This is a genomic window from Devosia sp. Root105 (genome assembly GCF_001424865.1).
Classification (GTDB): Bacteria; Pseudomonadota; Alphaproteobacteria; order Rhizobiales; family Devosiaceae; genus Devosia_A.
Map to the genome: position 1 here is coordinate 236,467 of NZ_LMCR01000012.1, position 19,125 is coordinate 255,591.

Annotated in this window: 17 protein-coding genes and 1 tRNA gene; 10 read left to right on the top strand and 8 right to left on the bottom strand. The window is 61.8% G+C overall.

The features are described from left to right. Positions 1-69: 69 nt before the first annotated feature. From ASC68_RS09825 to wecC, 8 genes are all read left to right on the top strand, one after another. Positions 70-1,392 (top strand): oligosaccharide flippase family protein, encoded by a 1,323-nt coding sequence (locus ASC68_RS09825; RefSeq protein WP_055878270.1) that lies wholly within the window; start codon positions 70-72, stop codon positions 1,390-1,392. A gap of 10 nt (positions 1,393-1,402) precedes the next feature. After that, positions 1,403-2,533, top strand: a complete 1,131-nt coding sequence (locus ASC68_RS09830; RefSeq protein ID WP_156387303.1) for a glycosyltransferase — start codon at positions 1,403-1,405, stop codon at positions 2,531-2,533. Beyond that, the gene (locus ASC68_RS09835) at positions 2,526-3,836 is read left to right on the top strand and encodes a hypothetical protein (RefSeq protein WP_055878274.1); all 1,311 of its coding nucleotides are present in this window, start codon (positions 2,526-2,528) and stop codon (positions 3,834-3,836) included. Before ASC68_RS09830 ends, ASC68_RS09835 begins: the two co-directional genes overlap by 8 nt. 13 nt (positions 3,837-3,849) lie before the next feature. Beyond that, entirely contained in the window at positions 3,850-5,016 is a 1,167-nt protein-coding gene (locus ASC68_RS09840; RefSeq protein WP_055878275.1) for a glycosyltransferase, read from the top strand. A 20-nt stretch (positions 5,017-5,036) separates the two neighbouring features. Beyond that, positions 5,037-5,837 (top strand): glycosyltransferase family 2 protein, encoded by an 801-nt coding sequence (locus ASC68_RS09845; RefSeq protein ID WP_197421151.1) that lies wholly within the window; start codon positions 5,037-5,039, stop codon positions 5,835-5,837. Positions 5,838-5,950: 113 nt separating this feature from the next. Next, entirely contained in the window at positions 5,951-6,922 is a 972-nt protein-coding gene (locus ASC68_RS09850) for an NAD-dependent epimerase/dehydratase family protein (protein ID WP_055878279.1), read from the top strand. A 96-nt stretch (positions 6,923-7,018) separates the two neighbouring features. Beyond that, positions 7,019-8,161, top strand: a complete 1,143-nt coding sequence (wecB, locus tag ASC68_RS09855) for a UDP-N-acetylglucosamine 2-epimerase (non-hydrolyzing) (RefSeq protein WP_082528043.1) — start codon at positions 7,019-7,021, stop codon at positions 8,159-8,161. After that, positions 8,158-9,483 (top strand): UDP-N-acetyl-D-mannosamine dehydrogenase, encoded by a 1,326-nt coding sequence (gene wecC / locus ASC68_RS09860; protein WP_055878280.1) that lies wholly within the window; start codon positions 8,158-8,160, stop codon positions 9,481-9,483. The genes wecB and wecC overlap by 4 nt, the downstream gene beginning before the upstream one ends. Before the next feature lie 26 nt (positions 9,484-9,509). Here wecC and ASC68_RS29330 read toward each other — a convergent pair whose 3' ends face one another. The 7 genes from ASC68_RS29330 to ASC68_RS09890 all read right to left on the bottom strand — a co-directional run bounded on the left by ASC68_RS29330 (position 9,510) and on the right by ASC68_RS09890 (position 16,429). Continuing rightward, the gene (locus tag ASC68_RS29330) at positions 9,510-9,635 is read right to left on the bottom strand and encodes a hypothetical protein (protein WP_282569958.1); all 126 of its coding nucleotides are present in this window, start codon (positions 9,633-9,635) and stop codon (positions 9,510-9,512) included. Then, positions 9,632-9,991 carry a hypothetical protein gene (locus tag ASC68_RS09865; protein WP_156384525.1) on the bottom strand — a complete coding sequence of 120 codons (360 nt, stop codon included), beginning with the start codon at positions 9,989-9,991 and terminating at the stop codon, positions 9,632-9,634. Before ASC68_RS09865 ends, ASC68_RS29330 begins: the two co-directional genes overlap by 4 nt. 141 nt (positions 9,992-10,132) lie before the next feature. Then, positions 10,133-10,222 (bottom strand) — tRNA-Ser (locus tag ASC68_RS09870). A gap of 30 nt (positions 10,223-10,252) precedes the next feature. Continuing rightward, entirely contained in the window at positions 10,253-11,224 is a 972-nt protein-coding gene (locus ASC68_RS09875) for a quinone oxidoreductase (protein ID WP_055878284.1), read from the bottom strand. A gap of 3 nt (positions 11,225-11,227) precedes the next feature. Beyond that, positions 11,228-12,730 (bottom strand): hypothetical protein, encoded by a 1,503-nt coding sequence (locus ASC68_RS09880; RefSeq protein WP_055878286.1) that lies wholly within the window; start codon positions 12,728-12,730, stop codon positions 11,228-11,230. Between the two features lie 13 nt (positions 12,731-12,743). Then, on the bottom strand, positions 12,744-14,591 hold the full coding sequence (gene flgK, locus ASC68_RS09885; protein ID WP_055878287.1) for a flagellar hook-associated protein FlgK: 1,848 nt from the start codon (positions 14,589-14,591) through the stop codon (positions 12,744-12,746). Positions 14,592-14,659: 68 nt separating this feature from the next. Further along, positions 14,660-16,429, bottom strand: coding sequence for a flagellar hook-basal body complex protein (locus ASC68_RS09890; RefSeq protein ID WP_055878289.1), 1,770 nt, complete (start codon positions 16,427-16,429; stop codon positions 14,660-14,662). 256 nt (positions 16,430-16,685) lie between these two features. Here ASC68_RS09890 and ASC68_RS09895 point away from each other — a divergent pair, with 256 nt between their 5' ends. Together ASC68_RS09895 and metA are read left to right on the top strand one after the other, a co-directional pair. Further along, positions 16,686-17,552 carry a hypothetical protein gene (locus ASC68_RS09895; protein ID WP_055878291.1) on the top strand — a complete coding sequence of 289 codons (867 nt, stop codon included), beginning with the start codon at positions 16,686-16,688 and terminating at the stop codon, positions 17,550-17,552. Positions 17,553-17,609: 57 nt separating this feature from the next. Beyond that, positions 17,610-18,527 carry a homoserine O-succinyltransferase gene (gene metA / locus ASC68_RS09900; protein WP_055878292.1) on the top strand — a complete coding sequence of 306 codons (918 nt, stop codon included), beginning with the start codon at positions 17,610-17,612 and terminating at the stop codon, positions 18,525-18,527. A gap of 154 nt (positions 18,528-18,681) precedes the next feature. Here metA and ASC68_RS09905 read toward each other — a convergent pair whose 3' ends face one another. Further along, positions 18,682-19,116 carry an SRPBCC family protein gene (locus ASC68_RS09905; protein ID WP_055878294.1) on the bottom strand — a complete coding sequence of 145 codons (435 nt, stop codon included), beginning with the start codon at positions 19,114-19,116 and terminating at the stop codon, positions 18,682-18,684. Positions 19,117-19,125 lie beyond the last annotated feature (9 nt).

A 19,125-nucleotide genomic window follows, 5' to 3' on the forward strand; every position in this document is an offset into this window, starting at 1 on the left:
GGACGCTACTCGCCGCCCAGATGTCCCATCGGTCTTGCCTTGAGTGACGCGGCGACAATGCCGGCTGGCATGAATACCAGTCTCCGCGCGCGGCTCTTGCGGGGAGGCATCGGATCGGCAGCGATCCGTGTTTCTTACATCGCACTGCAGTTTGCGGTCGGCGTGATGCTGGCGCGCCTCTTAGGCCCCGACGCTCTTGGACTCTACGCGTACACGATTGCCGTTGCACAGCTCCTCGCTATCGCAGCACAGTTCGGACTCCCCGCATTTCTCGTTCGGCAGATCGCAGTCTACCAAGCGGAGGCCGCCACGCCGGAGATCAAGGGGCTGCTCATCAGTTCAATGCAGTTGACGCTGGCGCTCTCGATAATCGTCCCACTCACAGCGGTGGGAGCCGTTCTGCTGCTTGCCGGTCTCAGCGAAGGGCATCGTTGGATACTTGTCATTGGTCTTTCCCTCGTGCCGATGTTTGCATTGGCATCGGTGAGTGCGGCTGCCCTGCAGGGGTTGGGTCATCCGGTCCTTTCTCAAGTGCCGGAGCAGTTCATCCGTCCGGTCCTGCTGCTCTTGGGGCTGGTAGCCGTGCTGCTGTCTCAGCCCGGTCTGTCGGCCGAAACCGCGCTCTTGATCCAACTCGGAGCATCGCTGCTTGCCCTCTTTGGCGGCGTCTTCGCCTTGGTGGTGAGGGTCGGCCCGGCCATCCGAGCTGCCGCGGCAGTGATGCACCGCGCGCGATGGCTCCGCCAAAGCCTGCCGTTTCTCCTCCTTGCGGGCTCACAGGTGCTGAACAATCAGATCGGCATTCTCGTGCTTGGTGTGCTCGCGCCTCAATCCCAGGTTGGCTACTTCAGGGTTGCTTCGCAGATATCGGATGGTTTGAGCGTTGCGCTCATCGCAATTTCGATCGTTATTGCCCCGCAGATCGCTGGCCTCCACGCACGTCAGGACCTGCCCCGCTTGCAGCGCGTCGTTGTGCTAAGCCATCGCGTGGCGACGTTGATTGTTTTGCCTAGTGCAATCGCCCTGGCTGTCTTTGGGGCGGATTTGTTGGCGCTCGTTTTTGGTGAGGACTATCGACCCGCGGCCGGCGCAATGTCCATTTTGGTACTTGGCAAGGCTGCCTATGCGACGGTTGGCTTTGCCGGCCTCGCTCTCAGTATGGTCGGACGTGCAGGAACCGCAGCGGCTATCACCCTCGGCACAGTCGGCCTCAGCGGCACACTCGCCCTGGCTCTTATCCCGACATACGGCGTAGAGGGCGCAGCGATCGCTGCGGTCGCTGGACAACTGGTCGTCAACATCGCGAGTCTAGTCCGGATTCGCTCTGCGTTCGGACGCGACTTCTCTGCGTTTGCACGGCTCCCGCAGGCCGGGAGGGCAGAGCGTGGCTAGCCGCAGGATCATGGTCGTACTGTTCGGCGACATCAGGTTTGACGGTCGTGTCAAGCGCATGATCGAGGTCGCACGCCAACTGGGAGAAGTGTGCCTTGTTAGCACCAGCCTTGGCGGCAAAGACGACTACCAAGGCATGGATCATGTCGTGGTCGCACTGCAGCCGAAGTGGAGCACAGCGCACCGCCATCTGGCGTTTTGGCACACTGTGATCCGGCAAGCGCATCGGTGGAAACCGAACGTCGTTTTTGCCGAGGACTACTTCACCACCATGCCGGGCTGGCTTGCCGCAAAAGCCGCGAAGGCTCATCTGGTCTATGACGCCCACGAAATTATCATCCCTTATCCTGGGCAAGGGATGTCGTTACGCGACAGAGTTTGGTACGCTTTCGAACGCTTTGTCGTACAGCGCGCAAGTCTAGTGGTCGCCGCCAATCCAGAGCGGGCTGCATTGATGGCGGAACACTACCGGCTGCGCCACCCTCCCACTTACATGCGCAACATTCCTACCCGTCGGGTCATGACCGATGAAGCGCGCGATCGCGTTTTGAGCTTGTACCCGGCTTTGGCCCGTCGTTCCAAATGCGACAGGATTGTCATTTATCAGGGAGACATGTCCCTTGAGCGTGGTCTGGCGCGGTTTGTCGCTGCACTAGATTACCTGCCGGATTGCTATCGACTTGTCGTCGTTGGAGGAGGGCCTGACGCTCGCCAGCTAACGCAACTGGCAAGCAAGCATGCAACTTCAGGGCGCTTTGCCGCCCTTGGTCGCATCCCCAACGACGATCTTATCGCGGTTGCGGCCCTCGCAGATGTAGGGATCGTGACCTACTCCTATGATGGCTTGAACAATATCTATTGCGCACCCAACAAGGTATTCGAGTATGCCCAAGCAGGCATACCCATTGTTTCTACAGATCAACCGCCCATCCGAGCGATCATCAGAGACTTTCCCTTTGGTCGCCTGTTGGAGGAAGGAGCTACAGTTCAACGCGTCGCGCAGGAAATCGAGACCGTTGCTCAGGGCACCGCTGCTCTGAAGGCGCTACACGCCCCCTTTCTCGCGGCGTACGCGCCCGAGCTTGAACACCTTCGGGTAATTGACGCCATCGGGGAGCGCATCGGACCGATCAATGCTTAATATTGACCCCGAGAAGTTCGTCGTCCTGCTGCTGACCTCGGCCATTACTACCTGGCTGGCGCTCACCGTGACATCAAACCAAGCGCAGCGCGTCATGCTGTTACTGGTGCTGGCCGGATTCTTTCTATATAGCGGCCTCGCAACCACCGACGTTTGGGTCGGCGCCCAATATATCGTGTATTATGGCATTTTTTCATTCAGCATCGTCTTTGGATTCTGGGTGGGTCTAGGGTTATTCTCGTCGATCGGAAGCGCCATAAGTGAGTTTGCTGCACCGCGGGTTGAATCACTTACAAGCGGTCGCTTTCCGTCATATTTCATACTGTTCTTTATCGCTCTTCATCTGCTGAATCTCGTTGCCCCCGAGTTCCGCCTCCACCTGCTGGTCGATCCGCCAGTTCCAAACCTTCGTCTCTGGTTTAGCGGCAGGCTGGAGGGCTCCCAAAGCGGCGGCAATTCACTCCTACACTACATTACGACACTGTCAGTTCCGTTCTTCTACCTGTCGCTGTTCTATTTCAGACGAAATGCCGTCAAACTTATTCTTATCGTTGGTGCCATAACCTATATTAAGTACGTTGACCAAGCATACATTGGGAGGAGCGAATTATTCTTCAACGCAGTCTTTATCTTCCTCGTCCTTTGGACAGAACACCGAACCATTAGGTGGCTTTTGGTCGTGGCGGCCGTATGCTCAGCGCCCGTCATCGTCACAGGGTTTTATGCGTACTCGCTGCTTAGGCTCGGAGTGGACCTGGCGAGCATCGACCTAACTGATGCTGTGGCAAGGGTCCTCGATTCCGAGTTCACATTTCTGATTCGCGCCGGCATACCGCTAATAGATAGCGCGCAACATGCGGACTTAGGCCGGTATTTCGCATGGATACTAACGCTGCCGATACCCAGTTTACTAAAGGGCGGCGCCGACGTTGCTCGCGTCAATTATGAAATGTCCGCAATCGTTCTGGGGAGAGGCGTATCTGATCCGGGGTTCTACGTTTTGTTGCCTGGATTGTTAGCTGAATCTATTTATCTATTCGGAAACACGTTCTTCTTTGCGCATGCAATCTTCGTGGGCACCGCGGCAGCATTCTTTTGCCGACTGTGCGAGCGAAGTTCAAATATGAACACCATGTTCATATACGTTGTAATGCTGTTCTTCTATAGCTTGAACCGCGGGGGCATCTCTTCTCTCCTTCCCTCGGTGGTGAACGAGTTCCTCCTCTTCTACCTCTTCCTCGGCATTTCGATTTATCGCACCAAGGCCTCCCTTTGGCGTGTGCTGCCGTCCCAGTACCCCTGAAAGGAGCCGTGAATTGCCCGCAACCGTGCTCACCTTCGTTTCCACTTATCTGCCCGGCTTCAAAGGTGGCGGACCGATCCGCTCCATCTCAAATTTGGTTGAGGCGCTGGGAGATGAGTTTCGGTTTCTCGTCGTCACTGCCGATCGGGACGAAGGCGATGACGAACCGTACGAAACCGCCAGAGGGCCTCAGGGATGGAGGCAAGTCGGCAAAGCCGAAGTCCTGTATTTGCCCCCATCGGGACGGGGACTCCATGACATCCGGAATGTCCTCCGGACCACGCCTCACGACGTGTTGTACCTGAACAGCTTCTTCAGCCCCGATTTTACCATCAAGCCACTGCTGGCTCGGAAGTTGCTGGGCGATGGTGACAAGCCCTGCGTGGTTGCCCCCCGGGGGGAGCTCTCACCAGCAAGACTCGCCCTTAAGCGTTGGAAAAAGCGTCCGTACATTGCCACTGCGAGAGCGATGGGACTCTACAGGGGCGTTACATGGGAGGCTTCAAGCGAGTACGACGCTAAGGAAATCCGCTCCACCATGGGAATGCGTTCAGGCGAAATTCGCATCGCGATGGACATACCCAATCTTCCTGTCGTCGCACCTGTGAACGATGCCGGCCACCTGCCACGTCAACCCGGAGACCCCCTGCGCATCTGCTTTGTATCGAGAATTAGCGCAGAGAAGAACGTAGATTTTGCGATCAAGACACTTAGATCGATACCAATCCCCGTCCGATTTCAGATCTACGGTCCGGTACAAGACCTTCAGCTTTATCAGCAATGCCTGCGGTTGGTAGCCGAGCTCCCGGACCGGGTGGACGTTACCTTCATGGGAGGCGTATCCCATAAAGACGTGCCACGTGTGTTTGCTGCCAGCGACCTTTTTCTTTTCCCGACGCGCGGGGAGAACTACGGTCACGTCATCGCAGAATCCCTTGCGGCGGGCACACCAGTCCTGATCTCCGATCGCACTCCATGGCGTAACCTGGCGCCCGCCGGAGTTGGCTGGGACCTGCCGCTTGAAGCGGGCGCTTTCGCGTTCCAGGAGAAGATCTTAGAGGCGGACGCTCTGTCCAGAACAGGAGGGAGCCAATGGCGCAAGCTTGTGCAAGCCTACGCCATTGACACCGCAGGGTACCGTAACCGGGTGGAAGCAGCCCGAATGTTGTTGTCGTTCTGAGGCGCCCAGGAGTTTCCAGCATGAATGAATCTCCATCGGATCACATCCCTTTGAGAATCACTTTGGTAACAGCGACCTTCAACTCGGGTGCAACTCTGCCTGCAACACTGCAGTCGCTTGCGGCCCAGACCTACAAGAACGTGGAGCACTTGGTGATCGACGGTGGCAGCAGCGACAACACGATGGAGCTCGCGCGATCCGACCACTTTGCCAACCGGGTCGTGCTGACCGAACCCGACGATGGACTCTACGACGCACTGAACAAGGGAGTTGCCAAGGCTAGTGGCGATGTCATCGGAATACTCCACTCTGATGACGTGCTGGCTTCTGCTGATGTGCTGGAGAGCATCGCGCGAGAGTTCCGTGATCCGACGGTTTTGGCAGTTTACGGCAACCTCATTTATGAGACGCGCGAGGCGCCGCATAAGATCATTCGGTACTGGCACAGTGGCGAGTTTACACTCCCAAAGTTACGGCGGGGATGGATGCCTCCCCATCCGACTTTGTACCTCCGGCGGTCGGTCTATGAACGTTTCGGAGGCTTCGACTGTAGTTATCGGATCGCCGCTGACTACGATTTTGTCCTTCGCATTCTGCCGCGCATCGCGGACGAGGTGAGATATCTCGACAAGCTTTTCGTGAGGATGAAGGTAGGGGGGACGAGCAACCGGTCCATCCAGAACATAATTGCAAAGTCTGCGGAAGATTTGCGTGCACTGCGCAGCAATGAGATTGGCGGCTGGGGCTCCCTTGTGCTGAAGAACACCTCAAAGGTCGGCCAGTTCTGGCATCGACGCAAGGAACACCCTGTAGTCAACTGAAGTAACAACGACTTGTGTCCCCCAATGAGCGAGCACGAGATCCTGCGATTGTCGGTCGATCGTTAATGCGGCGCAGGATTGATCTTGTCAGGTGCGGAAGAAGGATACGATTTATGACGAAATTTGCGCTGGTCTGCGGTGCAGGCGGATTTATCGGTAACCACCTGGTGCGGAGACTAAAGACCGAGGGGTTCTGGGTCCGCGGCGTTGATCTGAAGTTCCCGGAATTCGGCGAGACAGAAGCGGACGATTTCGTAGTCGGAGACCTTCGAGAACAACGCGTGGTGGATGCAGTCATCGATCGGCGTTACGACGAGGTCTACCAGCTTGCGGCCGACATGGGTGGCGCCGGATACATTTTTACCGGCGAGCATGATGCGGACATCATGCACAACTCGGCCACCATCAACCTTGGCGTTGTCGACCGCGCTCACAAGCGCAACATACGGCGCATCTTCTATTCGTCGTCGGCCTGCATGTACCCGGCATACAATCAGGAAGATCCGGACAATCCGAACTGCAAGGAGTCGTCGGCCTATCCAGCCGCTCCCGACAGCGAGTATGGGTGGGAGAAATTGTTCTCCGAACGACTGTTTCTCGCCTATAACCGAAACCACGGCATGTCCAACCGGGTGGCGCGTTACCACAATATCTTCGGTCCGGAGGGCACGTGGACGGGTGGCAAGGAGAAAGCACCGGCGGCGGTTTGCCGCAAGGTCGCCATGGCCGCAAACAACGGTGAGATTGAAATCTGGGGCGATGGCAACCAGACCCGTTCATTTCTCTACATCGACGAGTGCATCGAGGGCACGATCCGGCTGACAAGGTCCGAGTTCGAGGGACCGGTCAACGTCGGTTCCGATGAGATGGTCACCATCAATCAGCTCGTTGAGATCGTTTCCGACATCGCTGGCAAGACGCTCCACAAGAACCACGTCCCGGGCCCGTTGGGAGTTCGCGGCCGCAATTCCCATAATCAACTGATCGAAGAGAAGTTGGGATGGCGTCCAACGCAGAGCCTGCGCAAGGGTCTGGAGGCGACTTACGCGTGGATTGAAACACAGGTGCGCCGCAACGCCGCCTAGGCCACCACTAGCGCCTGATCCGAGACCAGCGGTACTTGAGATGCGGGTCGAGGGCCCCATGATGAGCAGCACCCGCCCAGCATTGGAACTCGCCTGATGGTTACGCGAATTCTTCTCGTCTTCGGCACGCGCCCGGAAGCCATCAAGATGCTTCCGCTGATCAAGGTGCTTGCGGCTGAGCCGGCGCTCGAAGTTCGGGTCTGCGTCACGGCGCAGCACCGACAGATGCTGGACCAGGCGCTGGAGCTATTCGGGGTGCGGCCCGACTACGATCTCGACCTCATGACGGCGGCGCAGGGGCTCGAGCAGATCACCACGGCAGTGCTCACCGGGCTTTCCACCATCCTCGACGCCTGGCGGCCGGACCGCGTTCTTGTGCATGGCGACACTGCAACGGCCATGGCCGCTTCCCTGGCTGCGTTCTACAAAAAAATCCCGGTCGGACACGTCGAGGCCGGGTTGCGGTCGGGCGACCCGCTGCAGCCATGGCCCGAGGAAGTCAACCGGCGGCTGATCGACGTCATTGCCGACCAATTCTATACCCCCACGGCCGAGACGCGCGACAACCTGCTGCGGGAAGGAGCTCGGCGCGACGCGGTCTACCTCACTGGCAACACTGGCATCGATGCACTGCTGATGATGGCAGATCGGGTGGAGGGCGAGCCCGGCCTCACCGAGAGCCTGGCGGACCGTTTCTCCTATCTCGATCCCGACCTGCCACTGCTGTTGGTGACCGGTCACCGACGCGAGAATTTCGGGCAGCCGCTGCTCGACATCTGCGCGGCGATTGCCGAGCTGGCCCGCACCCATCGGTTGCAGGTGGTCTACCCGATCCACCCCAACCCGAATGTGCTGGGTCCGGTGCGCCAGGTCCTCGCGGGGGTGCCGCATGTCCACCTGGTCGAGCCGCTCGACTACCTGCCATTCGTCTACCTGATGAAGCGCAGTCACGCGATCCTCACCGACAGCGGCGGCATCCAGGAGGAAGCTCCTGCATTAGGCAAGCCGGTGTTCGTGACACGCAATGTAACGGAACGCCCCGAAGCGGTTGCGGCTGGTACGGTTGAACTGGTCGGGACGGATCAGGGAACGATCGTAGAGCGCGTGGGCCGGGTGTTCGGCCCAGCCGGCGAGCACGAGCGCATGGCGCGACGCATCACCCCCTATGGCGATGGCCGAGCTTCGCGCCGCATCGCCGACATACTGGTTGGACGCAAGATGAAGGAATTTGAGCCATGACCGCCACATCGACCGCTCGTACTTGTGTCGTCGTTGGCCTGGGCTATATCGGCCTGCCAACTGCTGTAGTGATTGCCCAAAGCGGGATGCGGGTCGTCGGCGTCGACGTCAACGCAACGCTGGTGGCTAGCATCAATGCCGGTCTTTGCCCGATCGTCGAACCCGGCCTGCCCCAAGCCCTCGCGGCCCTCGTCGCCAATGGCAGCATTGTCGCCACGACTACCCCGCAGAGCGGCGATGTCTACATCATCGCCGTGCCGACGCCGTTCGCCGGCGGCTACAAGCCCGACCTCACCTATGTGAACGCCGCAGTGCACGCCATCGCTCCGGTGCTCAAACAGGGTCAATTGGTAATCCTTGAATCTACAGTGCCTGTGGGCACCACCGAGCTGGTGGCGCGCTGGATCGAAACGTTACGGCCCGACCTCACCTGCTCGCGCCAGGGTAGCGACAGCGGCGATATCCTCGTGGCGCACTGCCCTGAGCGCGTGTTGCCCGGACAGATCCTCCGCGAGCTGACCGAGAATGACCGGGTGATCGGAGGGCTAAGCGAGCGTGCCGGCGAAGCCTGCCGCGCGTTCTACAGCTCGTTCGTCACCGGCAACTGCGTCGTCTCCGACGCCCGCACCGCCGAGCTCTGCAAGCTCACCGAGAACTCGTTCCGCGATGTGAACATCGCCTTCGCCAACGAACTGGCCGAAATCTGCGCCCAGTTGCAGATCGATGTGTGGGAGTTGATCTCGCTGGCGAACCTGCATCCGCGCGTCAACATCCTGAAGCCGGGTCCGGGTGTAGGTGGCCACTGTATCGCAGTCGATCCATGGTTCATCGTTTCCGAGGTGGGAGAGAAAGCGCGGTTGATCCGCGAGGCGCGCTGGATCAACAGCGAACGACCGCGCCAGATCGTCAGGAAAGTGCTGGAGAGCGTGGCCGCCGGCGGCATCCGCTCGATCGGCTGCTTCGGGCTGAGCTACAAGGCGGATGTCGACGATTTCCGCGAAAGCCCTGCGGTGGAGATCGTCAGCCTGCTCGCCAAGGAGTTGCAACTCATCGGCTCCGACGTCGAATTGCGGGTGGTCGAGCCGCACATCACGGATCTGCCGGACGAACTCTCGCACTCCGGCGTGGTAGCCTTGGTCGACGCGGACGCAGGGCTAGCGAGCGACATGATCCTCATGTTGGTGGATCACCGTGAGTTCCGCGCCATCCCGCGGTCGGTTGTCGCCGACAAGGTGGTCATCGACACCCGCGGGCTTTGGGCGAAGGCCAACCAGCGCAGGCCAGCCGACATCGTGACGCAGGCACGCGCTGTCGCCGGGTGACTCTTCCGGCTTTACGACCGGACTACCTACAACCGCACGACCTGCAACGCCACGATCCAGAACACCAGCCCCATCAGCACCAGCAGCGGCACCCCCCAGCGGGAGGGGATACGGTCGAGTTGGTCGGCGAGCCTCTCCCAGAGGCGCTTCATTGGCGCAGCAGGTAGGGCTTGTGGTTGTAGAAGACGGTGCCGGGAGCGACTTCGACGCGGCCGGGCGAGCCTTTGGCGTCGAACTTTACCGCCTCGAGATAGGCGAGGTAGCAGGCGCTCTGGCACTTGCCCTTGAACAGCAGCGTCTTGCCTTCCATCAGCATGGCCCGGGCATAGCCCTCCCACACCCAGACTTCGCCGCCAGGGCCAGTAAAGGTGCAGACGCGGCGCTCGGCACACGATTGCGGGTAATAGCCCTTATGGGCCAACAGGTCGGCGCGTGACATCCGTTCGGCAGCCGGCGTATCCGGCAGCTGGCGAACGGCGACGCCCGCAGCAAGTGCGGGTGCGGCCAATAAAGATGCGAGAAGTACGGCAGAAAACTGCGTCCGAAAGCTAACCATTTCCAAGCCCCAATCTTGGTTATGGTCCGCCGCAGGTGATAGATTAACAGATACTTAACCGCCTACCAAGACGGGCAATTATCACAAATGCTTTGGCGGGTAGGGAGGGATTCGAACCCCCGGAACGCTTTCACGTTCGCCGGTTTTCAAGACCGGAGCAATCAACCGCTCTGCCACCTACCCGACGGCCACGCCTTTAGCGGCAGCCGCGCCTTACGGCAAGAGCAGCGTCGAGCCGGTGGTGGCGCGCGTCTCGAGAGCGATGTGGGCTTTGGCCGCTTCGGCAAGAGGAAAGGTCTGGTCGATGGCGATCTTCACCTTGCCCAGCGAGATCACATTGAACAGCGCCTCGGCCCCAAGCCGCAGATCGTCGGCGGTCCTGAGATATCCCCCGGTGGTGGGGCGGGTGAGGAACAGCGAGCCCTTCTCCGCGAGGATGGTCAGCTTGGGAATGGACACCGGACCCGAGGCATTGCCAAAGCTCACCATCAGGCCGCGCGGCTTGATGCAATCGAGCGACGGCTCGAAGGTCGCGGCGCCGACGCCGTCGTAGACGACGTCCACCCCTTTGCCGCCCGTGAATTGCCTCACCCGCTCGACAAAGTTGTCGGTTCGGTAGTTGATTGTGAGGTCGGCGCCATTCGCCTGGGCAATGGCGCACTTGTCGTCCGATCCGGCCGTGGCGATCACCGTCGCGCCGATCGCCTTGGCCCATTGCGTCAGGATCTGGCCGGTGCCGCCGGCGGCGGCGTGGATAAGGATGGTCTCGCCTGCCTTGAGCGGATGGGTCCAGTGCAGCAGGTAGAAGGCGGTCAGGCCCTTGAGAATCGCCGCTGCAGCCACCTCGTAGCTGATGGCATCGGGGATGCGCACCACCCGGTCCGCCGGCAGCAGGCGCTCGTCGGCATAGGCGCCGACAGAGCCCTGGTAAGCGATACGATCGCCAACCCGCCACTGGGTGACATCAGGCCCGACCGCGATCACCTCGCCGGCGCCTTCGTTGCCCGCGATGAACGGCAGCGCCACCTTGTAGAGCCCGGTGCGCTGGTAGGTATCGATGAAGTTGAGCCCGATGGCGTGGCTTCTGATCTTGATCTGACCCGCGCCCGGTGCCGGAACCTCGACCTGCTCCAGTGTCAGCTTTTCCGGGCCGCCAAGTTCGCGGACGACGATTGCACGGCTCATCGGTTACCTCATGTAGTTCACCAGCGACAGCTGGCTGAGCAGCGCGGTGGTCTGATAGCTCGCTTCGAGGCGCGTCTTCAGCGCCAGGATTTCCATGGCGATCGTCTCGGTGGGCGCCGCCTCAATCTGCTCTAGCATGTTTCCAAGCTGGGCGGAGTGCGCGGTATGCCGCTCGGCAATGGCGCCAGTGGTGCTCTGGGCGAGGCCAAGCTCGACGGTGATCGCGGCGAGTGAGCCGGGCTGGTTGTCCTTGGTATCGGCGAGGCGGGCGGCATTGCGCGACATCATCGAGGAGTAGCGCTTTTCCGAGGTCGGATCGCTGTCGGGGAAATCCTGCACGGCGACGGCAGCGAGGGTCTGGATCAGGTTGATGAAGCCGCTCTCGTTGGCCTGGACGCCGTAGCCGACGGTGGTGCCTTCGCCCACTCGCGCCGTGACGGTGCTGCGCGGATCAGCGCTGTCCTCGCCGGTGTACCAGAGCATGGTGTTGGCCGAGGTGCCGGCGATGAGGCCGGTGGCGCTGTCGAAGGGCGGGCCGTCGACGCGCATCACCTGCTCGCCCTGGCCGTTGAAGAAGTTCTCGGCGGCGGCATAGGCGGAGGCCGAGACCAGGGTGGTCTCGGCGAGCTGTTTGACCGAGCCGGTGAGCGCGGTCTCGAAGCTGGCGGCAGTCGCATCGGCATCGGCGCCGATCTGGAACTCGCCGTCGCCCGGCGTGCCTGACGTAGCGACGAGGACGATCTGCTCCTCGGTGCCGTCAGGCATGGTGAAGCTGACCTGCACCTTGTCGCCGGCATTGGGCAACGGCGTGCCGAACTTTACCGTCAGCGCCGGTGGCGGACCGCCGCCCGGGGCCGTGACCGCGATATTGGCCGAGGTGGTGGTGATGCCGGAGAGCTTCATGCCGAAGACGGTGGTCTCTTCGGCCAGCGTCACCGTGTCGGTGACCCGACTGATATCGAGGCGGCCAAGATGGTCGGCCCCGAGATCGGCGAGCTTGCGCTCCCCGGCCACCTGCTTGAAGCCGGCACGGGCGCCGACGCCGTTCATCACATCGGATGAGGTCGCCACCGGCTGGCTGTCGGTGCGGTTGCCGCCGAACATGTAGCGGCCGGCGACATCGGTATTGAGCAGCGTCAGCACTTCGTCGAAGCGCGAGCCGGCCAGCGTCGGCGTGGTCTGGAAATTGATGCCGGAGGTGCCGCCGCCGCCCGAGATCGCCGCGGCGCGGGCGTCGGACTCGATGGTATCGAGCCGGCTCATCACCGTATCGAGCACTTCGAGCCTGAGGTTCACCGTCGAGATCGACTGCTGGTAACCCTCCATCCGCGCCATGCGCTGGCGCAGCGCCAGGTCGAAATAGCGGTCCGAGCCCATCTCGGCCAGGGTCGAGGCCTTCTCGCCACTGGCCAGCTGCGTCTGCAACTGGTCGTAGCGGGCCTTCATGGCGGTGATGTTCTTGATGCCGTTGGCGAGCGGGAACATCGTCTTGCCGACTGAGGTCATGGGCTTGTTCCTTCTAGAGCTGCATCAGGGAGTCCATCAGTTCCTGCACCACGCTCATCACCCGCGCATTGGCGGCGAAAGCGTTCTGCAGTTCCATCAGGCGCGCCATTTCTTCGTCGACGTCGACGCCGTATTCGCTGTCGAGCCGCTGCGTCAGGGCAGCCAGCGTCTGCTGCTGCGTCTCGTTGTTCGAGATCGCCGCTTCGGCAACGTTGCCCTGGTAGTTGAGGGTCTGCGAAATCAGGTCGGCGACGGTACCGCCGAGGCGTGAGCTGGCGTCGCTCAGCCCACCCCCCTGCCCGCCGGAAAAGCGCATGTCGTCGAGGTTGGCGATCACCTGGTTGAGCCGGTCCTGATCACCTAACGGCGTCGTGCCGGTGTATTGCACCAAGAGCTTGTTATCGGCGACGATCGAGGCGTTGACGCTGATGCGGCTGGCGAAGCCGAGCTTCTGGCCGACGCCGTCGAGGCTGTTGGTGAAGTCGGCATTGTTGGTATCGACAAACAGCGAGAAGCCGAGCGTACCGTTCTGCAACCCCGAGGAGGTGGTGCGGGTCGAGAGCGACAGCATGTCGGTGGTGCCGGCGACGCCGTCGTCCATGATCCTGAGTGTGCTGCCCGACGGGTTGGAGACAGACAGCCCCCCACCCAGCTTGTTCTGCAGCTGCGAGGCGACCCCAGCGGCTCCGCCGGAGAAATCGAGCCCGATCACCCTGGCGCCGTTGGCATCGACATAGTCGAGCGGGAGCTTGGTGGTGTCGTCGACGCGCAGCACGCGGACGGTCTTTTCGGCGCCGCCCTGCGTGTACTTGAAGGTGAACTCGTTGCCGTTGCGGACGTTGGCGAGGTCGACCTCGTAGCCGTTGGACGGGCCCGAGGTGACCTGCGTGCCTTGCTTGACGTTGGTCGACATGGCCTGCGCCACCGAGGCGGCGATCTCGTCGAGCTGATCCTGCGCCTGCACCAGTTGCTGGTCGCGCAGCTGGATGAGGCCGGCGAGTTCGCCCGATTGCAGGACGTTCTGCTTGACCAGGTCGATCTCCAGCCCGGCCGGAGTCATGATCGAGAGCTTGCCGACGCCGCTCACCGCATCGTTCGGGCTGAAGCGCGAGGCGGCCGACAGCGCACCGGCGCTTTCGTAGCTGAATACGGATGCCTTGACGTCGAGGATGCCGACGCCGGAGCGGGTCATCAGCGAAACGGTGCCGTCGCCGCGATAATTGACGCGCAGATCCATCTGCTGCGACAGGTCCTCGACCAGCCGGTCGCGCTGGTCCATCAGGGTGGCGCGCGAGGTGGCATCGATGCCCTGGTCGGCGAGCCTGAGGTTCACCTTTTCCAGCGATTGCAGCTGGTTGTTGATCGAGTCGACGCTGTTGGAGAGCTTGGCCTCGATCTCCTGGCGCAGCGACTGAATGTCGGAGCTCAGCCGGTTGAGCGTCGAAGCCACGGTCTGGGCCTTCTGCACCAGATCGGCTCGGTTCGCATAGCTGTCGGGGCTGGTCGCCACGGCGGCGAGAGAACTCTCGAAGGCATTGTAGGCGCTGTCGATCGAGCCGACAGTGCCGGGCTTGCCGAACAGGGTCTGCACCCGGTCGAGGAAGCTCGCCTGCACGCTGGTGAAGCCGGATTCGGCAGTGCTGCGTGTGTAGTGCGCCTGCAGGGATTGGTTGAAGGTGCGGCTGAGCTGGCCCTCGCGGGCATAGGTCGAGTTGACGCCCAACGAGTCGATGACGCTGACCGAACGCCGGTGATAGCCGGGGGTGCCGGCATTGGCGACGTTGTTGGACAGCGTATCGAGCGCGTTCTGCCCGACACGCATGCCCGAAAGCGCATTGCTGAGGGTAACCGAGAGCCCCATACCACCCTGCTCCAGTTGAGAAAGCTCCGGCGCAGGGCGGACCCGCGCCGGAGGGGTTCAGTTCCGCCTCAGCGGATCATGTTCAGCGATTCCTGCAGCATCTGGTCGGCCGCGGAGACGATGCGGGTACCGGCGGCGTAGGCCTGCTGCGTGACGATCAGCTTGGTGAACTCTTCGGAGATGTCGGTGTTGGAGGCCTCGACGGCCGAGCCGATCACCCCGTCGGTGTCGAGCAGCGGCTCGCCCGATTCCGAGGTCGCGGCGAACACGCCGCCGTCCATTCTCTTCAGCGCATTGACGGCGCTGAAGTTGGCGGTGACCACCTGGGCCACCTCAAGCTGCTGGCCGTTGGTGTAGGAGACCACTACGCGGCCATTGTCGTTGACCGCGACCGAGACGAACTCGCCGGCGGCATAGCCGTTCTGGTTGAGCGTCGTCACTTCGGCATTGCCGTTCGGATCGGCGAACTGGGTAAGGCCCGAGGCACCGTGCTGCAGGGTGATGTCGCCGATGGCGACGCCGTTGACCTGGAGACCCTGCAACTCAGTGGACTCGACGGGCGGGTTGGGCGAGCCGTCCGGCCCGAAAGTGTAGTCGCCACCGAACCGAGACCAGGCGGTGCCGGTGCCGGTAGCTTGCGAGTTGGTGAGAATGAACAGGTTCCATTTCTCGGAACCGCCGTTAGCCGTCGAGTTCACCTTGGCCCAGCGCATCTGCACGTTGGCCGGCGCACCGTTGCCGGCATAGACCGTCACCGCACCGCCGGAGATCGACTGCGAAACGAAGGCATCGGCCTTGTCGGCGCTGACGCTGTTGACCCGCTGCTGAAGGGCCAGAGCCGACGAAACGGTCGGGTTGTAGGTGCCGTCGGCAAGGCCGAAGCCCAGCGACGAGGTGCCGGTGGTGTTGTCGGCAACCTGCACCACGTCGGTGGCGTCGGCGCCGGTCACGGTGATGGCGCCACTCGAGCTGAGAGCCACGGTGGGCCGATCGCCGGCCGGCAGCGCGCCGTTGATGGCCGTCTGGATGGCCGTCAGCAGGCTACCGACGGTGCCCGAGGCGGTCACGTCGACGTTGGTGCCGCTGGTGCCGCCGCCTTCGTTGAAGGTAATGGTGACCGGTGTGCCATTGACGGTGAGGGTCAGAGTGTTGCCGGCGCTGGCAATGGTGTTGGCGGCAGCGCCGGATGTGGTAGTCGCACCCGAGGTGGTCGCCGCCGTATCGGGCGTGATGTTGAGGAAGTCCTGCGCCCGCAGCAACTCGCTGCCCGGAGTCTTCGAGGCCTGGTAAGCCGCGGTCTTGGGCAGTTGCGGCAGGTTCAGCTCGTAGTTGACCGAGGTGGTCTGCTGCGCCGGCAGGAACGCGCTCGACACCTGCAGCACCTGCGGCACCGAACTCGAGATGTTCTGCGTCGCCGGGTCGATCGGCAGGCCCTTGAGGTAGTAGCCCGAGCCGTTGACAAGGTAGCCGTTCTTGTCGAGTTCGAAGTCGCCGCGGCGGGTGTAGTAGTTGGCGCCGGCGAACAGCGTATCGCCGTCCGACATGCCGATCGGCGGCTCGACGACGAAGAAGCCATTGCCGTTAATGGCCATGTTGGTTTCGGTCGAGGTGCCCTTGATGTCGCCCTGGATGTTGTTGGTCGAGCGCGAGTAGGCGAGCACCGAGCCGGCCGTCTGCCGCTTCTGGGCGGCATCGGGGATCATGTCGACGAAATCGGTGTCGATGCGCTTGAAGCCGGTGGTCTGGCTGTTGGCGATGTTGCCCGAGATGTTCTCGAGCGCGAAGGATTGGGCGCGTAGCCCGGTGACTGCGGTCGAAAGAGCGCCGTAGATGCCCATAGTTTGCTCCATACCCCCATTTGGCGTGCGGACACGCGGGTTCGGACAATGCAATGCAAGGGCGATGCCAGTTCAGCTGCGCATTGAAATTGCTGGGTTTTTCGCTGCGCTGGTAACGGGTGTGGCGACAAAGGGGCAAAAGAGTCCGGGTCGGGCGGCAGGAATTGCCGGGGTGGCATGGCCGGGCGGAGCCCCCTGCCCTTGTCGCGTCCCCGCGCATCGTCTAAATCGATCACGCCGAACCGGACCCGCCCCTATGCTGTTCAATTCCGCCGAGGATTTCCTGAGCGCGCCGCGTCACGCCGTGACGGTGTTCGGCATGGCCGGGGTCGGCAAGACCTGGCTGGCGGCGCTGCTGCGCAAGCACCAGTGGTTCCACTATTCGGCCGACTACCGCATCGGCACGCGCTACATGGGCGAGTTCATCGTCGACAACTTCAAGGCCGAGGCCATGAAGGTGCCGTTCCTGCGCGAGCTGTTGCGGACGGACTCGATCAAGATCGACAGCAACATCACCTTCGCCAACCTCGACCCGCTCTCGACCTATCTCGGGCGCCCCGGGGATGCGCGCCGCGGCGGCCTGCCGCTTGCCGAGTATCAGCGCCGGCAGGAGCAGCACCGGGTGGCCGAGATCGCGGCGCTGGCGGACGTGCCGTATTTCATCGAGCGCGCCGACCAGCTCTATGGCTACTCGAACTTCATCGCCGATACTGGCGGTTCGCTGATCGAGGTGGTGGACCCTGCCAATGCCGAGGACCCGGTGATCAAGGCGCTGACCTCGAGCACGCTGCTGCTCTACATCCGCGGCACCGAAGACGACGCCCACAAGCTGATCGAACGCTTCAAGCACAGCCCCAAGCCGATGTATTATCAGCCGCACTTCCTCATCGAGAAGTGGAACGAGTTCAAAACCCTGAACAAGGTCAAGGACGACGCCGGCGTCGACCCGGACGCCTTTGGCGCCTGGGGTTTTGAGGCGCTGCTCAAGGATCGGCTGCCGCGCTACCAGCAACTCGCCGATAATTTCGGTTACACCATCGAAGCCAGCGACCTCGCCACTGTGCGCGACGGCGACGAATTCCTCGACCTCGTGGCAGGGGCGGTCCGTCAGCGAATGCGATAGCGCCCTCACCGGCGCCGCTTCCGCTCACCTGATCGCTATCCTATCTAGAGGCACATCATGCCAATTCGCATTCCTGACCACCTGCCGGCGGCCAAAACCCTTCAATCGGAGGGTGTCATGGTCATGGACTCCTCCCGCGCTGCCCGCCAGGACATCCGCCCGCTGCAGATCGGCCTGCTCAACCTGATGCCCAACAAGGAGCGGACCGAGACGCAGTTCGCCCGGCTGATCGGCGCCACGCCGCTGCAGGTCGACCTGACGCTGGTGCGGGTCAGCGACCACAAATCCAAGAACACTTCCGAAGAGTACCTCAAGAGCTTCTATTCCACCTGGGAAGAGGTGCGGGAGAAGAAGTTCGACGGCTTCATCGTGACCGGTGCGCCGGTGGCGAACATGCCGTTCGAGGAGGTCAAGTACTGGTCCGAGATGCTCGAGATCATGGACTGGACAGAGACTAACGTGCACCACACGATGTTCATCTGCTGGGGGGCGCAGGCGGCGCTGCATCACTTCCATGGAGCGAAGCGCTACCGCATGCCGTCAAAGGCCTTCGGGGTGTTCCGCCACAAGCTGGTCGGCCCGCAGACGCCATGGCTGCATGGCTTTTCGGATAGCCCGATGATCCCGGTGAGCCGCTATAACGACATCGACCGAACAAGCCTCGGGGCGAACCTCGAAGTGCTGATCGACAACGACGACATCGGCGTCTGCATGCTCGAGGACAAGGTGCGCCCTGCCCTCTACATGCTGAACCACCTCGAGTACGACAACCGCTCGCTGGCGGACGAGTATGAGCGCGACGTCAAAGCCGGGCTGGACACGGCGCCGCCGGTGAACCTGTTCCCCAATGGCGACACCACGGTGGAGCCGGAGAACCGGTGGCGCAGCCATGCCCACCTGTTGTTCCAGAACTGGATCAACGAGATCTACCAGACCACGCCGTACGAGCTCGAGAAGATCGGTTTGAGCGAGTAACTCGTTGTGAGGGACTGAGAGAGACGGCCCCCTCCCATCCTCCCCCATGAAGGGGGAGGTGCCGCATTGAGATTGCGGCAGCGATGGGTGTCAAACGCTCGACTCTTCACCTCCCCATTCATGGGGGAGGCCGGGAGGGGGCCGTCTGCTTCAGTCAGTGCATCCCCTCCGCCGACTGCTTCAGACCTTCCAGCATCATGGTCCAGTTCTTTTCGAACTCGACCCGGGTCTTGGCGTCGACCTCGGTGTCCTGGCCCTCGTTGAACTGGCTGAGCGTCACCTTGGTGCGCGCGCCTGATGGGGCGAGCTCATACCTGACCACGTGGTAGCTGGGCGGACGTTTGCCGGAGCCGTCCTTGTCGCTCCAGTGGGTGAAGCTCAACTCCTTGGCTTCCGCGAGGGTCTGGATCTCACCGCGATCGGTGAAGCTCCTGCCCTGCCATTCGCCCTTGAAGGTGATGGGATGGCCGATCTTCCAATCGGTCTCGATCCTGGTGCCGGGGAACATGGCGCCGCCCTTCATCGCCTTCCATACGGTGGCGCTGGGGGCAGCAATGAAAGTGTCGATTTCAACGACAGGTTTGTGCATTTGCACCTC

What these genes read in the sequence shown, in the direction of transcription:
- ASC68_RS09875 (WP_055878284.1), bottom strand. Translation starts at nt 11,224, where the DNA reads ATGAGCCGTGCAATCGTCGTCCGCGAACTTGGCGGCCCGGAAAAGCTG.
- flgK (WP_055878287.1), bottom strand. Translation starts at nt 14,591, where the DNA reads ATGGGGCTCTCGGTTACCCTCAGCAATGCGCTTTCGGGCATGCGTGTC.
- wecB (WP_082528043.1), top strand. Translation starts at nt 7,019, where the DNA reads ATGGTTACGCGAATTCTTCTCGTCTTCGGCACGCGCCCGGAAGCCATC.
- ASC68_RS09845 (WP_197421151.1), top strand. Translation starts at nt 5,037, where the DNA reads ATGAATGAATCTCCATCGGATCACATCCCTTTGAGAATCACTTTGGTA.
- ASC68_RS09880 (WP_055878286.1), bottom strand. Translation starts at nt 12,730, where the DNA reads ATGACCTCAGTCGGCAAGACGATGTTCCCGCTCGCCAACGGCATCAAG.
- ASC68_RS09830 (WP_156387303.1), top strand. Translation starts at nt 1,403, where the DNA reads ATGGTCGTACTGTTCGGCGACATCAGGTTTGACGGTCGTGTCAAGCGC.
- ASC68_RS09905 (WP_055878294.1), bottom strand. Translation starts at nt 19,116, where the DNA reads ATGCACAAACCTGTCGTTGAAATCGACACTTTCATTGCTGCCCCCAGC.
- wecC (WP_055878280.1), top strand. Translation starts at nt 8,158, where the DNA reads ATGACCGCCACATCGACCGCTCGTACTTGTGTCGTCGTTGGCCTGGGC.
- ASC68_RS09850 (WP_055878279.1), top strand. Translation starts at nt 5,951, where the DNA reads ATGACGAAATTTGCGCTGGTCTGCGGTGCAGGCGGATTTATCGGTAAC.
- ASC68_RS09835 (WP_055878274.1), top strand. Translation starts at nt 2,526, where the DNA reads ATGCTTAATATTGACCCCGAGAAGTTCGTCGTCCTGCTGCTGACCTCG.
- ASC68_RS09895 (WP_055878291.1), top strand. Translation starts at nt 16,686, where the DNA reads ATGCTGTTCAATTCCGCCGAGGATTTCCTGAGCGCGCCGCGTCACGCC.
- ASC68_RS09890 (WP_055878289.1), bottom strand. Translation starts at nt 16,429, where the DNA reads ATGGGCATCTACGGCGCTCTTTCGACCGCAGTCACCGGGCTACGCGCC.
- ASC68_RS29330 (WP_282569958.1), bottom strand. Translation starts at nt 9,635, where the DNA reads ATGAAGCGCCTCTGGGAGAGGCTCGCCGACCAACTCGACCGTATCCCC.
- metA (WP_055878292.1), top strand. Translation starts at nt 17,610, where the DNA reads ATGCCAATTCGCATTCCTGACCACCTGCCGGCGGCCAAAACCCTTCAA.
- ASC68_RS09825 (WP_055878270.1), top strand. Translation starts at nt 70, where the DNA reads ATGAATACCAGTCTCCGCGCGCGGCTCTTGCGGGGAGGCATCGGATCG.